The sequence below is a fragment of the Neorhizobium sp. SOG26 genome, assembly GCF_003491345.1.
Lineage (GTDB): Bacteria > Pseudomonadota > Alphaproteobacteria > Rhizobiales > Rhizobiaceae > Neorhizobium > Neorhizobium turbinariae.
The window spans coordinates 3,243,849-3,259,299 of the sequence record NZ_CP025512.1 but is presented as its reverse complement, the minus strand read 5'-3'; the positions used below and the strand labels follow the sequence as shown (position 1 = coordinate 3,259,299).

Here is a 15,451-nt window from a genome sequence, read left to right as displayed (position 1 = left end):
AACATCCCTCGGAGGAATTTGATGAGCGGCACCCTTGTCCTCGTTCGCCACGGCCAGAGCGACTGGAACCTCAAGAACCTGTTCACCGGCTGGCGAGACCCGGAGCTTACCCCGCTCGGCATCCAGGAAGCTCAGGCCGGCGGCCAGGCTTTGGCCGACACCGGCATCAAGTTCGACATCGCCTTTACCTCTGACCTGAAGCGGGCGCAGGACACGCTGAAGATCGTGCTGGAAAAGGTCGGCCAGTCGGACCTGGAAACCATCCGCAACCAGGCGCTCAACGAGCGCGACTACGGCGACCTGTCGGGCCTCAACAAAGATGACGCGCGCGCCAAATGGGGCGAGGAACAGGTGCATATCTGGCGCCGCTCCTATGACGTACCGCCTCCGGGCGGCGAGAGCCTGCGCGACACGGGCGCCCGCGTCTGGCCCTATTACCTCACCGAAATCCTGCCGCGGGTTCTGCGGGGCGAAAAGGTTCTGGTGGCGGCCCACGGCAATTCGCTGCGTTCGCTGGTGATGGTGCTTGACCGGCTGAGCAAGGAAGAAATCCTCAAGCTCAACCTCGCCACCGGCGTGCCGATGGTCTACCGCCTCAACGCGGATTCGACCGTTGCCTCGAAGGAAGTGCTCGGCGACATGTCCGGCGCGCATTGAGCGTCTGATCCTTCGAACGATCTTCAAGCCGGTTGCCTCGCAGCCGGCTTTTTCTTTTGGTCTCCTGTTCAGACCCCACATCTTTTCGTTGCGGGTGCTGTTTCCGGATCGGGCACCGCGCTAGTCTCGTGGCGTGCCTTCATCTGATTCCGGAACTTCCTCATTGCGCTACGCCCTCTATTACTCGCCCGCCGAAGACCATCCGCTGACGGCGGCCGCATCGCGCTGGCTTGGACGCAATGCGTTCTTGGATGAAAGTTTCCCGACCTCCGATGTGAGCGGTTTGGCGTGCGGCGATGTCCATCAACTGACGGCCGACCCGCGCCGATATGGTTTTCACGCGACGCTGAAGGCGCCTTTCGAACTGGCGCCCGGCAAGACTGAGGCGGAATTGCTTGCTGCGCTTGCAGCGTTTGCGGCCGCCACACCGGCTTTCACAATCCCGAATGTGATCCTAGGCCAGCTTGGTCGCTTCTTTGCCATCGTGCCTGACCGGATTTATCCGGAACTGCAGGATTTCGCGGCGCGCGTGGTCGAGGATTTCGAGCCTTTCCGCGCGCCGTTGTCCGAGGCCGATATCGCACGACGTAAGCCGGAAAACCTGCCGCCCACCCAGCGGGCCTACCTTGACCGCTGGGGTTACCCTTACGTGATGGACGAGTTCCGCTTCCACATGACCCTAACGGGCCAGGTGCCACCAGAGCAGGCGGAGGCGATGAAGGCAGAACTCAGCCGGCGTTTCGCGCCGTTCATTCAGCAACCGCTTTCGATCGACGGGCTTGCCCTGTTCGTGGAGCCGGAGCGCGGCGCCCCCTTCACCGTCCATCGCTGGTGCGCGCTCGCACCGGCCGCCGATAGCAGGAAGACTGCCCCATGACTGAACAGGTTTTCACCAATGCCAGGATCGTGCTGGAAGACCACGTCGTCCATGGCTCGCTGCAAATCCGCGACGGCTTGATCGCAGACGTCTCGGAAGGTTCCGTCACCAGCGGCGAGGATCTTGAAGGCGACTATCTTATTCCTGGCTTGGTCGAGTTGCACACCGACCACCTGGAGCAGCATTATTCGCCGCGGGCCGGCGTGCGCTGGAACACCACCGCGGCGATCCAGGCGCATGACGCGCAGATTGCCACCTCCGGCATCACCACCGTGTTTGATTGCCTGCGCATGGGTGCAGACGAGGACGGCGGCTTTCCGCGCGGCGAGATGCGCGCCATGGCGGATGCGATCCAGGCGGCGGAGAAACAGGGTCGCCTGCGCTCCGAGCACCTGCTCCACCTGCGCTGCGAGGTATCAGCCGACAACGTGCTGGAGCATTTTGCCGACTTCGAGACTGACCCGTTTGTGCGCCTCGTCTCGCTGATGGACCATGCACCGGGCCAGCGGCAATTCCAGACCATGGACCAGTATATCTATTACTACAAGAAGAAGCGCGGGCTGAGCGACGAAGCCTTTGATGCCTTCTGTGCCAAGCGGATCGGCGACTCGCAGCGCAATTCGACGCCGCACCGCACTGCCATCTCCAAGGTCTGCCGGGAGCGCGGCATCACCATTGCCAGCCACGACGATGCAACTCTCGCCCATGTTGGCGAAGCGATCGAGAACGGCGTGCGGCTGGCCGAGTTTCCGACGAGCTTCGATGCGGCCAAAGCCTCCCACGAAGCCGGCATGAGCGTGCTGATGGGAGCGCCGAACATCGTGCGCGGCAAGTCACATTCCGGCAATATCGCCGCGCGCGACCTTGCCGAACGCGGCGTGCTTGATGTCCTATCGTCGGATTACGTGCCGCTCAGCCTGCTGCATGCGCCCTTCGTACTGGCCGATGAAATGGATGGCATCTCGCTGGCCGCAGCGCTGGCGATGGTCACCGCCAACCCGGCCCGCACCGTCGGCCTCGACGATCGTGGCCGCATTGCCGTCGGCCTACGGGCGGATCTGGTGCGGGTTCATCGTGTCGATGGTGTTCCCGTGGTGCGCGCCACCTGGCGCCAGGGTCAGCGGGTCGCCTGATGGCAGAGGCCAAGCCGGGCTGCATGGCAGTCGTCGTTGGCCCTAGCGGCGCCGGCAAGGACACGCTGATCGCACGAGCCGCGGCACATTTCGGCGATCGCGACGGCATCGTCTTCGTTCGGCGGATCATCACCCGTGACGCGGCAGCCGGCGGCGAAGATCATGACGGCGTGGGCGACGCGGAGTTTGAGGCGCTTGCGGCATCCGGCCGTTTTGCGGTCTCCTGGGATGCACACGGGTTGCGATACGGCATCCCGGTCGAGAGCCGGCAGGCCGTCGAAACAGGGCGGCTTGTCATCGCCAATGGCTCGCGCTCGGCGCTACCGCATTTCAAGGCCGCCTACCCTCGCCTTGTCGTTTTCAACGTGACGGCGCGTCCGGAGGTGCTGGCCCGACGCCTGGCCGAACGTGGTCGCGAGACGGAGGATGAGATCAGGCAGCGTCTGGCGCGCAGTTCGCTGGAGGTGACCGGCGACTACCAGGTCGTCACCATCGACAACAGCGACAGCCTCGAAGTAAGCGCTCGGGCTTTTATTGCTGCTCTTCAGGAGCTTTACTGCGGTACGCACTTCACCTGAGCAAAACTCTTTTCTCCGCCGACTTTACTCTTCGCTGACCCGCGCTAGCTTCTCCTGACACTTCAGAGGCGAGGCAATGACCGAGACGACGCCGCAGGACGGGCAAACGGACAGGGCCAAAGTCGACCTTGAGGGGCGGGTGGTCGTGTTGGAGATCGTGTCCATGACCGCCTTGGCGCTCGCCATGGATACTTCCGAAACAGCCGATGTCGACCATGCCCGCGGCATTGCCCGGCTGATCATGGAAACGGTGCACCAGCGCTGCGGCGAGCTGAAGATGCCTGATGAGGCAAGGCTCTCTGCCTGCTCCTATGCCGACGAACTGCTGTCGACGGCGATGCAGTCGCTTTACCCGGGCGCGCCGCAACATCACTGAGCCTTCAACTCAGTGCGCTTCGTCCCAGTTGCTCGCGGCACGCGCATCCACCTTCAGCGGCACACGCATGGCAATCGCCGGCATGGCGGCGTTCTCCATGGTCGAGATCACCACCGGCAGCGTCTCGTCGATCGCGTCGTCTTCCACCTCGAGGATCAGTTCGTCATGCACCTGAAGGAGCATGCGGGCTTTGTGCTGCAGCCCCGCTTTCGCCAGGGCGCCTTCCATCCTGACCATCGCACGGCGGATGATATCGGCCGCAGACCCTTGAATCGGCGCGTTGATGGCGGCGCGTTCATTGAAGGCACGCACCGACGGGTTGGACGACTTGATATCCGGGTAATGGGCACGCCGGCCGAAGATCGTCTCGACATAACCGTGCTCGCGGGCAAACGCCTTGGTGTTTTCCATGTAGTCGCGGATGCCCGGGAAGCGCTCGAAATACTTCTTGATGTAGTCGCCCGCTTCCGAACGTTCGATTGACAGCTGGTTGGCGAGGCCGAAGGCTGAGATGCCATAGATGATGCCGAAGTTAATGGCCTTGGCGCGGCGGCGCACTTCGCTCGGCATGCCTTCCACCGGCACGCCGAACATTTCGGATGCCGTCATGGCGTGAATGTCGACGCCATCGGCAAAGGCCTGGCGCAGCGGCGGGATGTCCGCCACGTGGGCGAGCACGCGCAGCTCGATCTGGCTGTAGTCGGCCGAGACGAGCTTGTGGCCCAGCGTCGAGATGAAGGCGGTGCGGATCTTGCGGCCTTCGGTCGTGCGGATCGGAATGTTCTGCAGGTTCGGCTCGACCGAGGACAGCCGCCCGGTTGTCGTCGAGGCGAGCGAATAGGACGTATGGACCCGCTTCGTCTGCGGGTGGACATAACCCGGCAGGGCATCGGTATAGGTGGACTTGAGCTTCGTCAGCTGACGCCAGTCGACGATCTTGCGCGGCAGTTCATGGCCGACGGCAGCGAGTTCCTCCAGCACCTGGGCGGAGGTCGACCATTGCCCGGTCTTGGTCTTTGCGCCGCCCGGCAGCCCGAGCTTGCCGAACAGGATGTCGCCAAGCTGCTTTGGCGAGCCGATGGTGAACTTCTCGCCGGCCAACTGGTAGATCTCGTCTTCGATGGCGGCGGCGCGCTGCGCAAGCTCGCCGGACAGGCGCGACAGGATCTGCCGGTCGATGGTGATGCCGCGTTCTTCCATTTCAGCAAGCGTCGCCAGCATCGGCCGTTCCAGCCGCTCGTAAACCCGCGTCAGCCGCTCGGCCACAAGCCGCGGCTTCAGCACGAACCACATGCGCAGCGAAAGATCTGCCTTCTCCGCGGCATAGGTCATGGCCCGCTCGATATCGACCATGTCGAAGGCGAGTCCCGACTTGCCGCTGCCTGCCAGTTCCTTGAAGGTCATTGGTACATGGCCGAGCCACCGCTCCGACAGCGAGTCGAGCGTCTGGCTGCCCTTGCCGGCCTCCAGCACGTAGGACATCAGCATCACATCGTCATAGCTCTGGACGACGATGCCGTAGCGCTTCAGCAGAAGGTAGGCGAATTTCAGGTTGTGGCCGACCTTGAGAACCGACGGGTCCTCAAGCACGATCTTGAGCCGGTCCAGCGCCTCCTTCATCGACAGCTGGTTTTCCGCCAGGCCGCCCCCCAGAAGATCGCCATCGCCGGTCTTGTGCCCCAGCGGCAGGTAAGCGGAGCGGATTTCGCCGCCTGCCGGCGTATGGGTGTTGTCCGGCAGCCCGAGCGAAATGCCGGCAAGCTCCGCCTGCATCGGGTCTATCGATGCCGTTTCGGCATCGAAGGCCAGCACACCGGTTTCGTAAGCCGCACGGATCCAGTCGTCGAGGACCTCGACATCACGGATGGTAATGTAGCAGGACTTGTCGATCTTGGCGGTAGCGTAGAAATCAGCACGCGCCTGTGCGAGATCGGCGGGCCGCGCCTCTCCTACGATAACGCTGCCAGCCGCTGCCGGTTTTCCGTTGCTCGCCGGTGCCGAAGCGTTCGCAGGCGAAGCCTCTCCGACCGGTGCCGTTGCATCAAGGTCCGGGCCATGGGCTGCACCGCCCCATTCGACCTCGACCACCGCCGCGTCGATCTCGTCGGCATTGCAGTCGCAGGCCGCCGCGACACGACGGGTCAGCGTGCCAAAGCCCATCGCCTTCAGGAAGCCGATCAGCTTCGGGCCATTCTGCGGCTCCAGGATCAGCCCCTCAAGGTCAACGTCGAGCGGCACGTCGGTGCGCAGTTGCACCAGCCGGCGCGACAGCCGCGCCTGCTCGGCATGCGCGATGATGTTCTCGCGCCGCTTGACCTGCTTGATCTCGCCGGCGCGCTCCAGCAGCGTATCGAGATCGCCGAATTCTTCCAGAAGCTGGGCCGCCGTTTTCGGACCGATGCCGGGAATACCCGGCACGTTGTCAACCGAGTCGCCGACCATGGCCTGCAGGTCGATCATCTTTTCCGGCGGCACGCCCCATTTTTCGACGACGTCGGGCACGCCGATCTGCTTGTCCTTCATGCTGTCGTACATGTGGACGTTCGGCGTCACGAGCTGCATCAGGTCCTTGTCAGAGGAGATGATGGTGACGTCCGCGCCGATCGCTTCCGCCTGGCGCGCATAGGTGGCGATGATGTCGTCGGCCTCGAAGCCTTCGGTCTCGATGCACGGCAGGTTGAAGGCGCGTGTCGCCTCCCGGATCAGACCGAATTGCGGAACGAGCTCCTCGGGCGGCGCCGAACGGTTCGCCTTGTAGCTATCGTAGAGGTCCTTGCGGAAGGTCTTGGCCGAATAGTCGAAGATCACGGCGAAATGCGTCGGCGTCACGCCGACCGAGGTATCACGCGCATCCGTCAACAGCTTCCATAGCATGTTACAGAAACCCGACACGGCGCCTACCGGCAGGCCGTCCGATTTGCGGGTCAGCGGTGGCAGTGCGTGGAAGGCCCGAAAGATGAAGCCGGAGCCGTCGACGAGGAAGAGGTGATCACCTTTTTTCATGGGCAGAAGCAATAACGTCCAGCCGCTGATCCGTCCATGAAAACTTGCTTGCGCAAGGCCTCCGGCTGTCACCGGAACGTTACCGATTTGTAATAGAGCATTCCCTTGAAAAGCCCCATTTGGCCCCACAAATCAGCAGTACCGGCGCCTGATCACGCCGCAGTCTGGAAGCTGGCCTGTCCCCTGCCGCGCCAGACCGGGCAAAGGCCTATCCCCCTCTCCGGGCCTTTGTCCATCAATCGAACCGCCATGGCCGATTCCCCTCCCGGTCATGGCGGTTTTTGTTTGACCGCGCCGACGGATTTACCATGGCGAGCACGCAGGCTTGGCGAAAGCACCGCCTGCAATATATCGTTTCCTCAGCGTCCAGCTTTGGTTCGCTCAAGGAGGATGAGTCGACGTGATGGGGTTCGACCGCGCGCATTCCCCGACATATCTTGCCGGACAACTGGCCAAGAGCTTTTCCCGGTCCCTTCAGAAGCGAGCCACCGCACTTGGCTTTTCTCCGGGACAGTTCCCCGTGCTTCTCGAACTCTGGCAGCAGGACGGCCTCACCCAGAAACAGCTTCTCGACAAGCTGGAGGTGGAGCAGGCAACGCTTGCCAACACGCTGGCGCGCATGGAGCGCGACCGCCTCATCGAACGCACGCCACATCCTTCTGACCGTCGAGCGCAGATCATCCGGTTGACGCAGCTCGGGCGCGATCTCGAAGCACGCGCGCTGGAAGCGGCACAAGAGGCGGATGCTACGATGTTCGCCGGCTTCAAGCGTTTCGAGCGAGAGTTGATGATCGAGTATATGCGCATGATCATCGACAACGCCCGCAAGCTCTAGCCGCGGCTGCGACCAAAGTTCTTCGATTTCAAGTATTCAAAGCCGGCATGGCTTGATAACACATCCTAAGCCCGCACAGCGGACGCGCCGGCTCCCTGCCGGCTGGATGACATCATCTTTTCGCAGTCAGGATTCTCCATGACCGATCTTTCTTCCGTCCTTTCCCGCGCCGACCAGAATCTCGACGCCAGCATCGAACGCCTTTTCGAACTCCTGCGGATCAAGTCAATCTCGACCGACCCCGCCTTCAAGAACGATTGCCGCCAGGCGGCAGAATGGCTTGTCGCCGATCTCACCGCACTTGGTTTCGAAGCCTCCGTTCGCCAGACCGCCGGCCATCCGATGGTGGTTGGCCATTACCCCGGACCGAGCGCCGATGCGCCGCATGTCCTGTTCTACGGCCACTACGACGTGCAGCCGGTCGACCCGATCGAGCTTTGGGAAGACGATCCCTTCGACCCGAAGATCAAGGACCTCGGCAACGGCCGCAAGGTGCTGACCGGCCGCGGATCGGCAGACGACAAGGGCCAGTTGATGACCTTCGTGGAGGCCTGCCGCGCCTACAAGGACGTGCATGGCCATCTACCGGTGCGTGTCACTGTGCTGTTCGAAGGCGAGGAAGAGTCCGGATCGCCGTCGCTGAAGCCCTTCCTCGACGCCCATGCCGATGAACTGAAAGCGGATTATGCGCTGGTCTGCGATACGGGCATGTGGGATGCCGATACGCCGGCAATCACCGCCTCGCTGCGCGGCCTCGTTGGCGAAGAGATCATCGTGACCGCTGCCAATCGCGACCTTCATTCGGGCATGTATGGGGGCGCTGCAGCCAACCCGATCCAGATCCTCTCGAAGATCCTTGCCGGCCTGCATGATGAAACAGGCCGCGTGACGGTTGAAGGTTTCTACGACGGCGTGGAAGAAACGCCATCCAACATCAAGTCGGCATGGGACAACCTGACCGGCGGTCGCAATGACTTCCTCGGTGAAGTCGGCCTGTCGGAACTGGCGGGTGAAAAGGGCCGTTCGATGCTTGAACTGCTCTGGGCGCGCCCGACCTGCGAAATCAACGGCATCAACGGCGGTTATACCGGCCAGGGCTTCAAGACGGTGATCGCGTCGAAGGCCTCGGCCAAGGTTTCCTTCCGGCTGGTGGGCCAGCAGGACCCGGCAAAGATCCGCGAGAACCTCCGCGCTTATGTCCGCTCCAAGATGCCGAAGGACTGCACGGTCGAGTTCCTCGAACATGGCAGCTCGCCGGCGCTGCAGCTCGGCTACGATTCACCGGTGCTGACGAAGGCAAAGACGGCGCTGTCGGAGGAATGGGCAAAGCCCGCTCTGGTCATCGGTTCTGGCGGATCGATCCCGATCGTCGGTGACTTCCAAAACCTGCTTGGCATGGAATCGCTTCTCGTCGGCTTTGGGCTCAGCGACGACGGCGTTCATTCCCCGAACGAGAAGTATGACCTGAAGTCCTTCCACAAGGGCATCCGCTCGTGGATCCGCATCATGGCAGTGTTGGCCGCCTGAGGCATCCATCTCTCAGCCTGGCCGGTCCGGTCCGCGGCCAGGTTGGAGGGAAGCCAGAAAAACAAAAGGCCGGGGCAAGCCCGACCTTTCAGTCCCCGATCATTGGTGCCAGTACATCCGTGGTCACTCGAGATGGGATAAGCATTTCCGGCGCGGCCGCTTCAAATCGAAAACGACTCATGCGGCTCTAGCAGTCATCGTCTCTCCGAAAGGTTAACATTCCGTAAACGCGGATATGTCACCTGCTTCAAGACGGCACGGTCTCCCGTATTTGCCGTTACCTATGACCAGATCAGCATTTTTGCCCTCAAGCCCCAGGTGCGCCGGAAACGCGACTGAACCCTAGATGGGGATGGGTCCACCCCTTTACAAGAGGAAGATCCCCGAACGAAAAAAGGCCGGACGAGCCGGCCTTTTCGAAGAACTTGCGATCAAGAATGATCAAGCAGCCTGAAGATGGTCTGCCGAAACCTTGCCCGAACGCTTGTCGGTTACAAGTTCGTAGGAGAGCTTCTGGCCGTCCTTGAGCTGGCCCATGCCAGCGCGCTCAACAGCGGAGATGTGAACGAAAACGTCCTGTGCGCCATCATCCGGCTGAATGAAGCCATAACCCTTGGTTGCGTTGAACCACTTTACAGTACCGGTCGCCATAACGATGCCTTTCATGCAAATAAGACCGACTTGTTCCGCGCAGTCGCCTGCGAAAAACGGTGAGTTTCGTATTTGAAGAAAGATCGTCGCTGACGCGGGAAGCGTGTCGTGCTGGCTTATCAAACAAATATCGATGCGAAATCATCTAGGCTGACGACGTGCAAACGTCAAGATGCAGCGCCTCTCGGTGAGGTGCCTCTCGTCAGTCCCGGACAAAGAGAAAGCCCGGCGCGGGAGGAGGAGCGCCGGGCTTTCGATACTGACCAACAACCGGGAGGAGGAGGTGTTGCTGGTCCCATCGGAGGCGCTGGGAGGAGGAGTGCGCCTGTCGATGATTTGACTATATAGGAGCACGGCTTAAAAAACAGTCAAAATTTCGCACTGCAGCAATGCATTTTCTGCATGGGTAGAAGAAGAGGGGCTTGCGAGCCGCCCAAGGCTCGGCCATCTTGCCACCATGAGCCTTGAATCCGTTCGCAATTTCTTCTCCCTCAAAGCCCCTGAGATCGATGTCATCGTCACCGAACAGAGTTCGGCGACCGTCCAGCTTGCCGCCGAGGCGCATGGAGTGGACGCAGACCAGATCGCCAAGACCATCTGCCTGCGCGCCGGCGATGAAACCATGCTGGTGGTGATGTCCGGCATGAGCCGGCTTGATAACCGCAAGTTCCGCGACCGTTTCGGCCCGAAGCCGCGCATGCTGGGTGGTGATGAAGTCGTGGCGTTGACGAGCCACCCGGTGGGCGGGGTCTGCCCGTTTGGCCTGGCGACACCGCTGCCGGTTTATTGTGACGTGTCGCTGAAACGTCATGCAATCGTTGTGCCGGCCGCCGGCGCGATCAATGCGGCGGTGCGCATCGCACCGGACCACATGGCTGAACTAACCGGTGCCGTGTGGATCGATGTGGCCCAGGAACAGGTCGCCGTCAGCGATACGCCCGCGTGAAGCGTATCGCTGAAAGGCATCATTCTCAGAAACGATCTGTGAGGTAGCGGCGGTACCAGGCCTGCTTGCTTTCGGCAGAGGCACTTGCCACAACGTACCCGATCGCAAAGCCGATTGCGCCGATCAGCGTGAACAGGGTGGTCGTTGCGGCCGGGTGTTCGCGCACGGTGCCAGCCACCGATGCGGCTTCGCTCTGCACATAGCTCGCCGCCGCGCCGGCACGTTCAGACAACCGCTCATAAGCCTTGCCGCCCTTTTCAGCCAGAAGCTCGCGCAGGTTGGCGATCTCGGTGCGGAGCGTCGCGATCTCGTTGCTGACATCGTCGTCATAGGACGAACCGGATCCAACAGGGGTCTTCATATCTTTCACGGGCTCTGCCATGCGGGCCTCCTTCGGGGTTGATCGAGAGTTCGGTCAATTCCCGAAGGAACGATATGTTCCTTTTGGATGTTTGGCGTATAGCGCCGCACCCGCTTGGGGCAGATGAAAGCCGGAAAAACTAGCGGCTACTAACAAGCGCGGCAGCAACGGCCGCAAGCTTTTCCTCGTCGTCCTTGCCCTTCTGGAGGGAGTTGACGAGGATCAACGCCAGCGCCTCGGCATCCGGGCTGGTCTTGTCGATCTGATGCTCCTGGCAGGCGCGGTCGAAGACCTGCTGCAACAGGGTAAGTTGTTCGGGATTGACCGGATTCCGTACCAACTGCGTAGGCATACATCCTCCCGATCTTGTAAAGCCCGATCGGCAGACTATTGCTGCTCCTTTTGCACCGATACCTTTACTCCCGGTACCGGCACAGGTCGAAGTTCGGTACAGCCGAGCCACAACCTCCCGAGGCCTTTCGACGACAGGTCGCTACACTCTGATCATTAACAAATAGTTTAGCAACAATAACTTTAGAGGGGTACAATATAGGGGTGGAAGCAACTCGGCTCTTACCTATGCGACCGTTCTGGCAAGCAAAGAGAGCCCCCCTGTGCGAGGGCTCCCGAAAGGCTTGAAAATCAGGCCATACCGGCTGGGTCACCGATCGGCAGGAGTGCCGGATTGAGCGTCGGATCCTGCGGGTTCTTGCTGTCGCCCGGGTCCTGGGCCGGCGTCAGCGGTGGCTTTTCCTGGACCCGATCCGGGATGCCGCCTTCAGATTGTGGGCCGCGTGGCGTTTCGGAACCGGGATTGGGTAACGGATCGCGATTAGGCATGCGTCATCTCCCTTGGTTGAACAGAACCAACGGGCTTGGCCGCGAAGGGTTCCTTTCCGAAGGGTCGTGCCGCAGCGCAGCCACAATACTTCGGCTGTCACATCCGGGGATGCCCGCGCCGCGGACGGCGCGGGTTCATGCTCAGTCGCTGACGCGTGTTTCGCTCTTCAGGCGATCACGCTTCAGAAGGACGACCTTTTCGGCAGTTTTTTCATCGGACTTGGTGACGCTGGCGGTGGTGACTTCCTTGTCCACCTTGGCAGAGGCCGTGACGTGGCCGGCGCAATCCGCAAGAGCAGCGGACGACGTAAACCCGAGAACGGCGGCGATTGCGAGAAATGTCTTCATGTCATTCTCCTTCGCTTCGGTTGCGGGTGGGAGAATAACCGGTAATGCCGAAAATACTAAATCACGAATACGCGTCCTGGCTGCCAGCCAGCCGTTACATCAACTTCGACAAATCTTCGCGGCTGATGAATATATCCGTCTTGCCTGCCTCATGCGCCGGATGGCTGAACTCGAACTTCACCCGCTCCGGCATTTCCAGAGCCTGCTTGATGTTCACCAGTCCGACAGGGACGCGCTGTCCGTCATTGAAGACGACCGCCTCCACGATCTTGATCATTTCCTACCTCCTCCAGGCAGAACCTGCGAAAAACAGAACGTTTCTCCCACCCGATTCCGTTTTTTCTAAGGTAGAGAATGCCTCGGCTTGAAGCTTGTCAAGCAAATGCTCATGTACGAGCTAGGTACTTAATGCAGATCGAGCGGTAGCTGGATCCCCTTCGGGATGCTCGGACGACGCTGGTTGGCGATCTGGATCCTCTCGAACACCTTGCGCCGGCGCTCGGCCTCTGCCTCGCGCAGCGTCTTGGATGCCGCAACCGCGGCCATGGCACGCTCGATCACTTGTTCGGCTCTGCTCATCAGCACCTCCATATGTTCTCTATTTGTTCTCATATCTGAGGATGAAGGTCAAGTGTTTCAAGCACGGCGTGCATCCGGCGTTGCTTTACGCCTCCTTAAATCGCCGCATTTACAGTCCAACCAATGACTTGGGCGGAGTAATCGAGACGGAACTGCTTCTCGCGAGCAGGTAAAGGACGAACGGGGGCATGCCGGCTTAATGGCGCCAAGAGGCAAATCAGACAGACGCGTCGAACCATCGTTCGAGGGTTCGCGGGATAGCAGCGATTTCCGGATCGATGCCGACGAGCGCATCGTCGGCAATGGCCGTCCGGTCAAGCGCGCGCCCAAACAGGCGTCTGAGGAGCCGGCTCCACGGTCTCGCGGCAAGAAAGCGCGGCGTGCCCGCAAGAGCGGTGGCCTGTTTGGTCCGATCCGCCGGCTCATTTACTGGTGTTTCGTGCTGGGCATATGGGCCGGGATCGGCGTCGGGGGGCTTGTGCTCTATTACGGGGCGCAGATGCCGGCTGCCAGCACCTGGGCGATCCCGGACCGACCGCCGAACATGAAGATCACCGCCATCGACGGCTCTGTCATTGCCAACCGCGGCTCCACCGGCGGCGAGGCCTTGGCGCTCGAAGAGATGTCGCCTTACCTGCCGCAGGCGGTCATCGCCATCGAGGACCGACGTTTCTATTCGCATTTCGGCGTCGACCCCTTCGGTCTGGCGCGCGCCTTCGTCAACAATCTCACGGGCCAGCCGATCCAGGGCGGCTCCACCATCACCCAGCAGCTGGCGAAGAACCTCTTCCTCTCCCCGGAGCGCACCTTCGAGCGCAAGATCCAGGAAGTGCTGCTGTCGTTCTGGCTGGAGACGAAGTTCACCAAGGACCAGATCCTGGCGATGTACCTGAACCGGGTCTTCTTCGGCTCGAACGCTTACGGCGTCGAGGCGGCCTCGCGGCGTTACTTCAACAAGTCGGCGCGCGACGTGAACCTTGGCGAGGCGGCGACGCTCGCGGGTCTCCTGAAGGCGCCGTCGCGCCTGTCCCCGGCACGCCATCCGGAAGCGGCGGAAGCCCGTGCCCAGGTGGTGCTCGGCGCCATGCGGGAAGAAGGTTTCGTCACCGACAGCGATTTGAAGACGGCCATGTCGCAGCCGCCAGCCAAGGCCAAGAGCTACTGGTCGGGCGCGCAGCATTATGCCGCGGACATGGTGATGGACGAGGTCAAGACGCTGATCGGCGAGCCCAAGGCCGATGTCGTAGTCGAGACCACCATCGATCTTCGCTTGGAAGAAGCTGCCGAGAAGGCGCTCAACACCATCCTGACAAAGGAAGGCGCCAAGCTCAACGCCTCGCAAGCCGCTCTCGTCTCGGTTGATGCGACGGGCGCCATCCGCGCTGTCGTCGGCGGGCGTGATTATGCCCAGAGCCAGTTCAACCGTGCCGCCAAGGCGAAGCGCCAGCCGGGCTCAGCATTCAAGCCGTTCGTTTATGCCGCAGCGCTCGAAGCTGGTGCCCTTCCGGACACTGTGATGAACGACGCGCCGGTCAAGATCGGCAATTGGTCGCCGGAAAACTACGACCAGAAGTTCCGCGGACCCGTCACCATCGCCTCGGCGCTGGCGCAGTCTCTGAACACGGTGGCCGCGCAACTTGCCAACCAGGTCGGCCCCGACAAGGTCGTGAGCCTTGCGCACCGCCTTGGCATCGACTCCGAGATCCAGCCGAATGCCTCGATCGCGCTCGGCACGTCGGAAGTCTCGCTCGTCGAGCTCACCGCATCCTATGCCGCCTTCATGAACGGCGGCTACAAGGCGACGCCGCATATCGTCAAGCGCATCAGCGACATGGACGGCAAGGTCCTTTACGAGGCTGACTATACCAATCCGCCGCGCGTGCTGAGCGAGCCGGTGGCGGCCACCATGAACAGCATGATGAACCGCGTTATCAACGAAGGTACCGGCAAGGCCGCCAGGCTCGATGGCTGGCAGGCAGCCGGTAAGTCCGGCACCACCCAGTCCTTCCGCGATGCGCTGTTTGTCGGTTACACGAGCATCATGACCACCGGGATCTGGTTCGGCAACGACGACGGCGCCTATATGAAGAAAGTGACCGGCGGCGGCCTGCCTGCCAGGGCCTGGAAGGACTACATGACGGTTGCGATGAAGGGCTATTCGCCGACGCCGCTGTTCGGCACCGGCCGCAGCCTCGAGCTTCCGCCACCAGCTCCCGTCGAACAGCAGCCCGAACAGTCGATCGGCGATTTCCTGTCCGGGATCCTGCCCGGCGGCGGTACGCGCCGCAACGAGCCGGCACCGGACGAATATCCACCGGCGCCGCCGCGCCCTGTCCAGGATTCCGCCTCGATCGAACCGCCCGTTTCACGCAACCGCGCCGCCCCTGCCCCGGCTCGCATCTACCCGGATGAGCCGGTCTATCAGGCGCGCCCGGAACCCAACTATCGCCGCACTTATGGGGACGTCGTGCCGCCCGCCGATGTGGGTGGTCGCCGGGACTATCGCGAGTATCGCGAGTATCGCGAGCCCTATGACGCACCCGTGCCGGTGGCGCCTGCAGGTGCCCGTCGCGGACCTATTCCGCCGGGTGAAGTCGGGGTCGTCGACAACTATCCGGAAGGGCGTCGGACCACGCTTTTCGACATCCTGATGGGCGAATAAAAGATTTCCCGCAAAGCCCGTGCGCGAGTCGCTTTATTTGCTGAACTGCAAGCGATTTCCCGCCTTGCAGTCGCAAAA

At 61.7% G+C, this 15,451-nt stretch carries 17 protein-coding genes; 9 read left to right on the top strand and 8 right to left on the bottom strand.

The annotated features are described in order from the left end of the window. The first annotated feature begins 21 nt into the window (after window positions 1–21). From CYG48_RS16005 to CYG48_RS15985, 5 genes are all read left to right on the top strand, one after another. Window positions 22–657 carry a 2,3-bisphosphoglycerate-dependent phosphoglycerate mutase gene (locus CYG48_RS16005; protein WP_118851282.1) on the top strand — a complete coding sequence of 212 codons (636 nt, stop codon included), beginning with the start codon at window positions 22–24 and terminating at the stop codon, window positions 655–657. A gap of 163 nt (window positions 658–820) precedes the next feature. Then, entirely contained in the window at window positions 821–1,534 is a 714-nt protein-coding gene (locus CYG48_RS16000; protein WP_118851281.1) for a DUF1045 domain-containing protein, read from the top strand. Then, entirely contained in the window at window positions 1,531–2,667 is a 1,137-nt protein-coding gene (locus CYG48_RS15995) for an alpha-D-ribose 1-methylphosphonate 5-triphosphate diphosphatase (protein WP_118851280.1), read from the top strand. The genes CYG48_RS16000 and CYG48_RS15995 overlap by 4 nt, the downstream gene beginning before the upstream one ends. Then, window positions 2,667–3,245 (top strand): phosphonate metabolism protein/1,5-bisphosphokinase (PRPP-forming) PhnN, encoded by a 579-nt coding sequence (gene phnN / locus CYG48_RS15990; RefSeq protein ID WP_118851279.1) that lies wholly within the window; start codon window positions 2,667–2,669, stop codon window positions 3,243–3,245. The genes CYG48_RS15995 and phnN overlap by 1 nt, the downstream gene beginning before the upstream one ends. Window positions 3,246–3,321: 76 nt before the next feature. Beyond that, the gene (locus CYG48_RS15985) at window positions 3,322–3,621 is read left to right on the top strand and encodes a hypothetical protein (protein WP_118851278.1); all 300 of its coding nucleotides are present in this window, start codon (window positions 3,322–3,324) and stop codon (window positions 3,619–3,621) included. Between the two features lie 9 nt (window positions 3,622–3,630). Here CYG48_RS15985 and polA read toward each other — a convergent pair whose 3' ends face one another. After that, window positions 3,631–6,624: a DNA polymerase I gene (gene polA / locus CYG48_RS15980; RefSeq protein ID WP_118851277.1), complete on the bottom strand. Its 2,994-nt coding sequence runs from the start codon at window positions 6,622–6,624 to the stop codon at window positions 3,631–3,633. Between the two features lie 403 nt (window positions 6,625–7,027). On the opposite strand from polA, the gene CYG48_RS15975 reads away from it, so the two are divergent. Both CYG48_RS15975 and CYG48_RS15970 read left to right on the top strand, forming a co-directional pair. After that, the gene (locus tag CYG48_RS15975; RefSeq protein WP_118851276.1) at window positions 7,028–7,459 is read left to right on the top strand and encodes a MarR family winged helix-turn-helix transcriptional regulator; all 432 of its coding nucleotides are present in this window, start codon (window positions 7,028–7,030) and stop codon (window positions 7,457–7,459) included. 138 nt (window positions 7,460–7,597) lie between these two features. Further along, window positions 7,598–8,986, top strand: a complete 1,389-nt coding sequence (locus CYG48_RS15970) for a dipeptidase (protein WP_118851275.1) — start codon at window positions 7,598–7,600, stop codon at window positions 8,984–8,986. Window positions 8,987–9,427: 441 nt separating this feature from the next. Here the strand turns inward: CYG48_RS15970 and CYG48_RS15965 are convergent, their stop codons facing one another. Then, window positions 9,428–9,637 (bottom strand): cold-shock protein, encoded by a 210-nt coding sequence (locus tag CYG48_RS15965; protein WP_118851708.1) that lies wholly within the window; start codon window positions 9,635–9,637, stop codon window positions 9,428–9,430. Between the two features lie 457 nt (window positions 9,638–10,094). On the opposite strand from CYG48_RS15965, the gene CYG48_RS15960 reads away from it, so the two are divergent. Further along, the gene (locus CYG48_RS15960; RefSeq protein WP_118851274.1) at window positions 10,095–10,583 is read left to right on the top strand and encodes a YbaK/EbsC family protein; all 489 of its coding nucleotides are present in this window, start codon (window positions 10,095–10,097) and stop codon (window positions 10,581–10,583) included. Between the two features lie 25 nt (window positions 10,584–10,608). Here the strand turns inward: CYG48_RS15960 and CYG48_RS15955 are convergent, their stop codons facing one another. From CYG48_RS15955 to CYG48_RS22555, 6 genes are all read right to left on the bottom strand, one after another. Then, a complete protein-coding gene (locus CYG48_RS15955) occupies window positions 10,609–10,965 on the bottom strand; it encodes a hypothetical protein (protein WP_118851273.1) in 357 nt (118 codons plus the stop codon). A 118-nt stretch (window positions 10,966–11,083) separates the two neighbouring features. Next, window positions 11,084–11,296, bottom strand: coding sequence for a hypothetical protein (locus tag CYG48_RS15950; RefSeq protein WP_118851272.1), 213 nt, complete (start codon window positions 11,294–11,296; stop codon window positions 11,084–11,086). Between the two features lie 290 nt (window positions 11,297–11,586). Continuing rightward, entirely contained in the window at window positions 11,587–11,784 is a 198-nt protein-coding gene (locus tag CYG48_RS15945) for a hypothetical protein (RefSeq protein WP_118851271.1), read from the bottom strand. Window positions 11,785–11,925: 141 nt separating this feature from the next. Further along, the gene (locus tag CYG48_RS15940; RefSeq protein WP_118851270.1) at window positions 11,926–12,132 is read right to left on the bottom strand and encodes a hypothetical protein; all 207 of its coding nucleotides are present in this window, start codon (window positions 12,130–12,132) and stop codon (window positions 11,926–11,928) included. 94 nt (window positions 12,133–12,226) lie between these two features. After that, window positions 12,227–12,409: a hypothetical protein gene (locus tag CYG48_RS15935; protein WP_118851269.1), complete on the bottom strand. Its 183-nt coding sequence runs from the start codon at window positions 12,407–12,409 to the stop codon at window positions 12,227–12,229. Between the two features lie 128 nt (window positions 12,410–12,537). After that, window positions 12,538–12,711, bottom strand: coding sequence for a hypothetical protein (locus tag CYG48_RS22555; RefSeq protein ID WP_199925161.1), 174 nt, complete (start codon window positions 12,709–12,711; stop codon window positions 12,538–12,540). A 199-nt stretch (window positions 12,712–12,910) separates the two neighbouring features. On the opposite strand from CYG48_RS22555, the gene CYG48_RS15925 reads away from it, so the two are divergent. After that, window positions 12,911–15,373, top strand: a complete 2,463-nt coding sequence (locus tag CYG48_RS15925) for a transglycosylase domain-containing protein (protein WP_118851267.1) — start codon at window positions 12,911–12,913, stop codon at window positions 15,371–15,373. The last annotated feature ends 78 nt before the right edge of the window (window positions 15,374–15,451 follow it).

What these genes read in the sequence shown, in the direction of transcription:
- CYG48_RS16005 (WP_118851282.1), top strand. Translation starts at nt 22, where the DNA reads ATGAGCGGCACCCTTGTCCTCGTTCGCCACGGCCAGAGCGACTGGAAC.
- CYG48_RS15995 (WP_118851280.1), top strand. Translation starts at nt 1,531, where the DNA reads ATGACTGAACAGGTTTTCACCAATGCCAGGATCGTGCTGGAAGACCAC.
- phnN (WP_118851279.1), top strand. Translation starts at nt 2,667, where the DNA reads ATGGCAGAGGCCAAGCCGGGCTGCATGGCAGTCGTCGTTGGCCCTAGC.
- CYG48_RS15985 (WP_118851278.1), top strand. Translation starts at nt 3,322, where the DNA reads ATGACCGAGACGACGCCGCAGGACGGGCAAACGGACAGGGCCAAAGTC.
- polA (WP_118851277.1), bottom strand. Translation starts at nt 6,624, where the DNA reads ATGAAAAAAGGTGATCACCTCTTCCTCGTCGACGGCTCCGGCTTCATC.
- CYG48_RS15975 (WP_118851276.1), top strand. Translation starts at nt 7,028, where the DNA reads ATGGGGTTCGACCGCGCGCATTCCCCGACATATCTTGCCGGACAACTG.
- CYG48_RS15970 (WP_118851275.1), top strand. Translation starts at nt 7,598, where the DNA reads ATGACCGATCTTTCTTCCGTCCTTTCCCGCGCCGACCAGAATCTCGAC.
- CYG48_RS15965 (WP_118851708.1), bottom strand. Translation starts at nt 9,637, where the DNA reads ATGGCGACCGGTACTGTAAAGTGGTTCAACGCAACCAAGGGTTATGGC.
- CYG48_RS15960 (WP_118851274.1), top strand. Translation starts at nt 10,095, where the DNA reads ATGAGCCTTGAATCCGTTCGCAATTTCTTCTCCCTCAAAGCCCCTGAG.
- CYG48_RS15955 (WP_118851273.1), bottom strand. Translation starts at nt 10,965, where the DNA reads ATGGCAGAGCCCGTGAAAGATATGAAGACCCCTGTTGGATCCGGTTCG.
- CYG48_RS15950 (WP_118851272.1), bottom strand. Translation starts at nt 11,296, where the DNA reads ATGCCTACGCAGTTGGTACGGAATCCGGTCAATCCCGAACAACTTACC.
- CYG48_RS15945 (WP_118851271.1), bottom strand. Translation starts at nt 11,784, where the DNA reads ATGCCTAATCGCGATCCGTTACCCAATCCCGGTTCCGAAACGCCACGC.
- CYG48_RS15940 (WP_118851270.1), bottom strand. Translation starts at nt 12,132, where the DNA reads ATGAAGACATTTCTCGCAATCGCCGCCGTTCTCGGGTTTACGTCGTCC.
- CYG48_RS15935 (WP_118851269.1), bottom strand. Translation starts at nt 12,409, where the DNA reads ATGATCAAGATCGTGGAGGCGGTCGTCTTCAATGACGGACAGCGCGTC.
- CYG48_RS22555 (WP_199925161.1), bottom strand. Translation starts at nt 12,711, where the DNA reads ATGAGCAGAGCCGAACAAGTGATCGAGCGTGCCATGGCCGCGGTTGCG.
- CYG48_RS15925 (WP_118851267.1), top strand. Translation starts at nt 12,911, where the DNA reads ATGGCGCCAAGAGGCAAATCAGACAGACGCGTCGAACCATCGTTCGAG.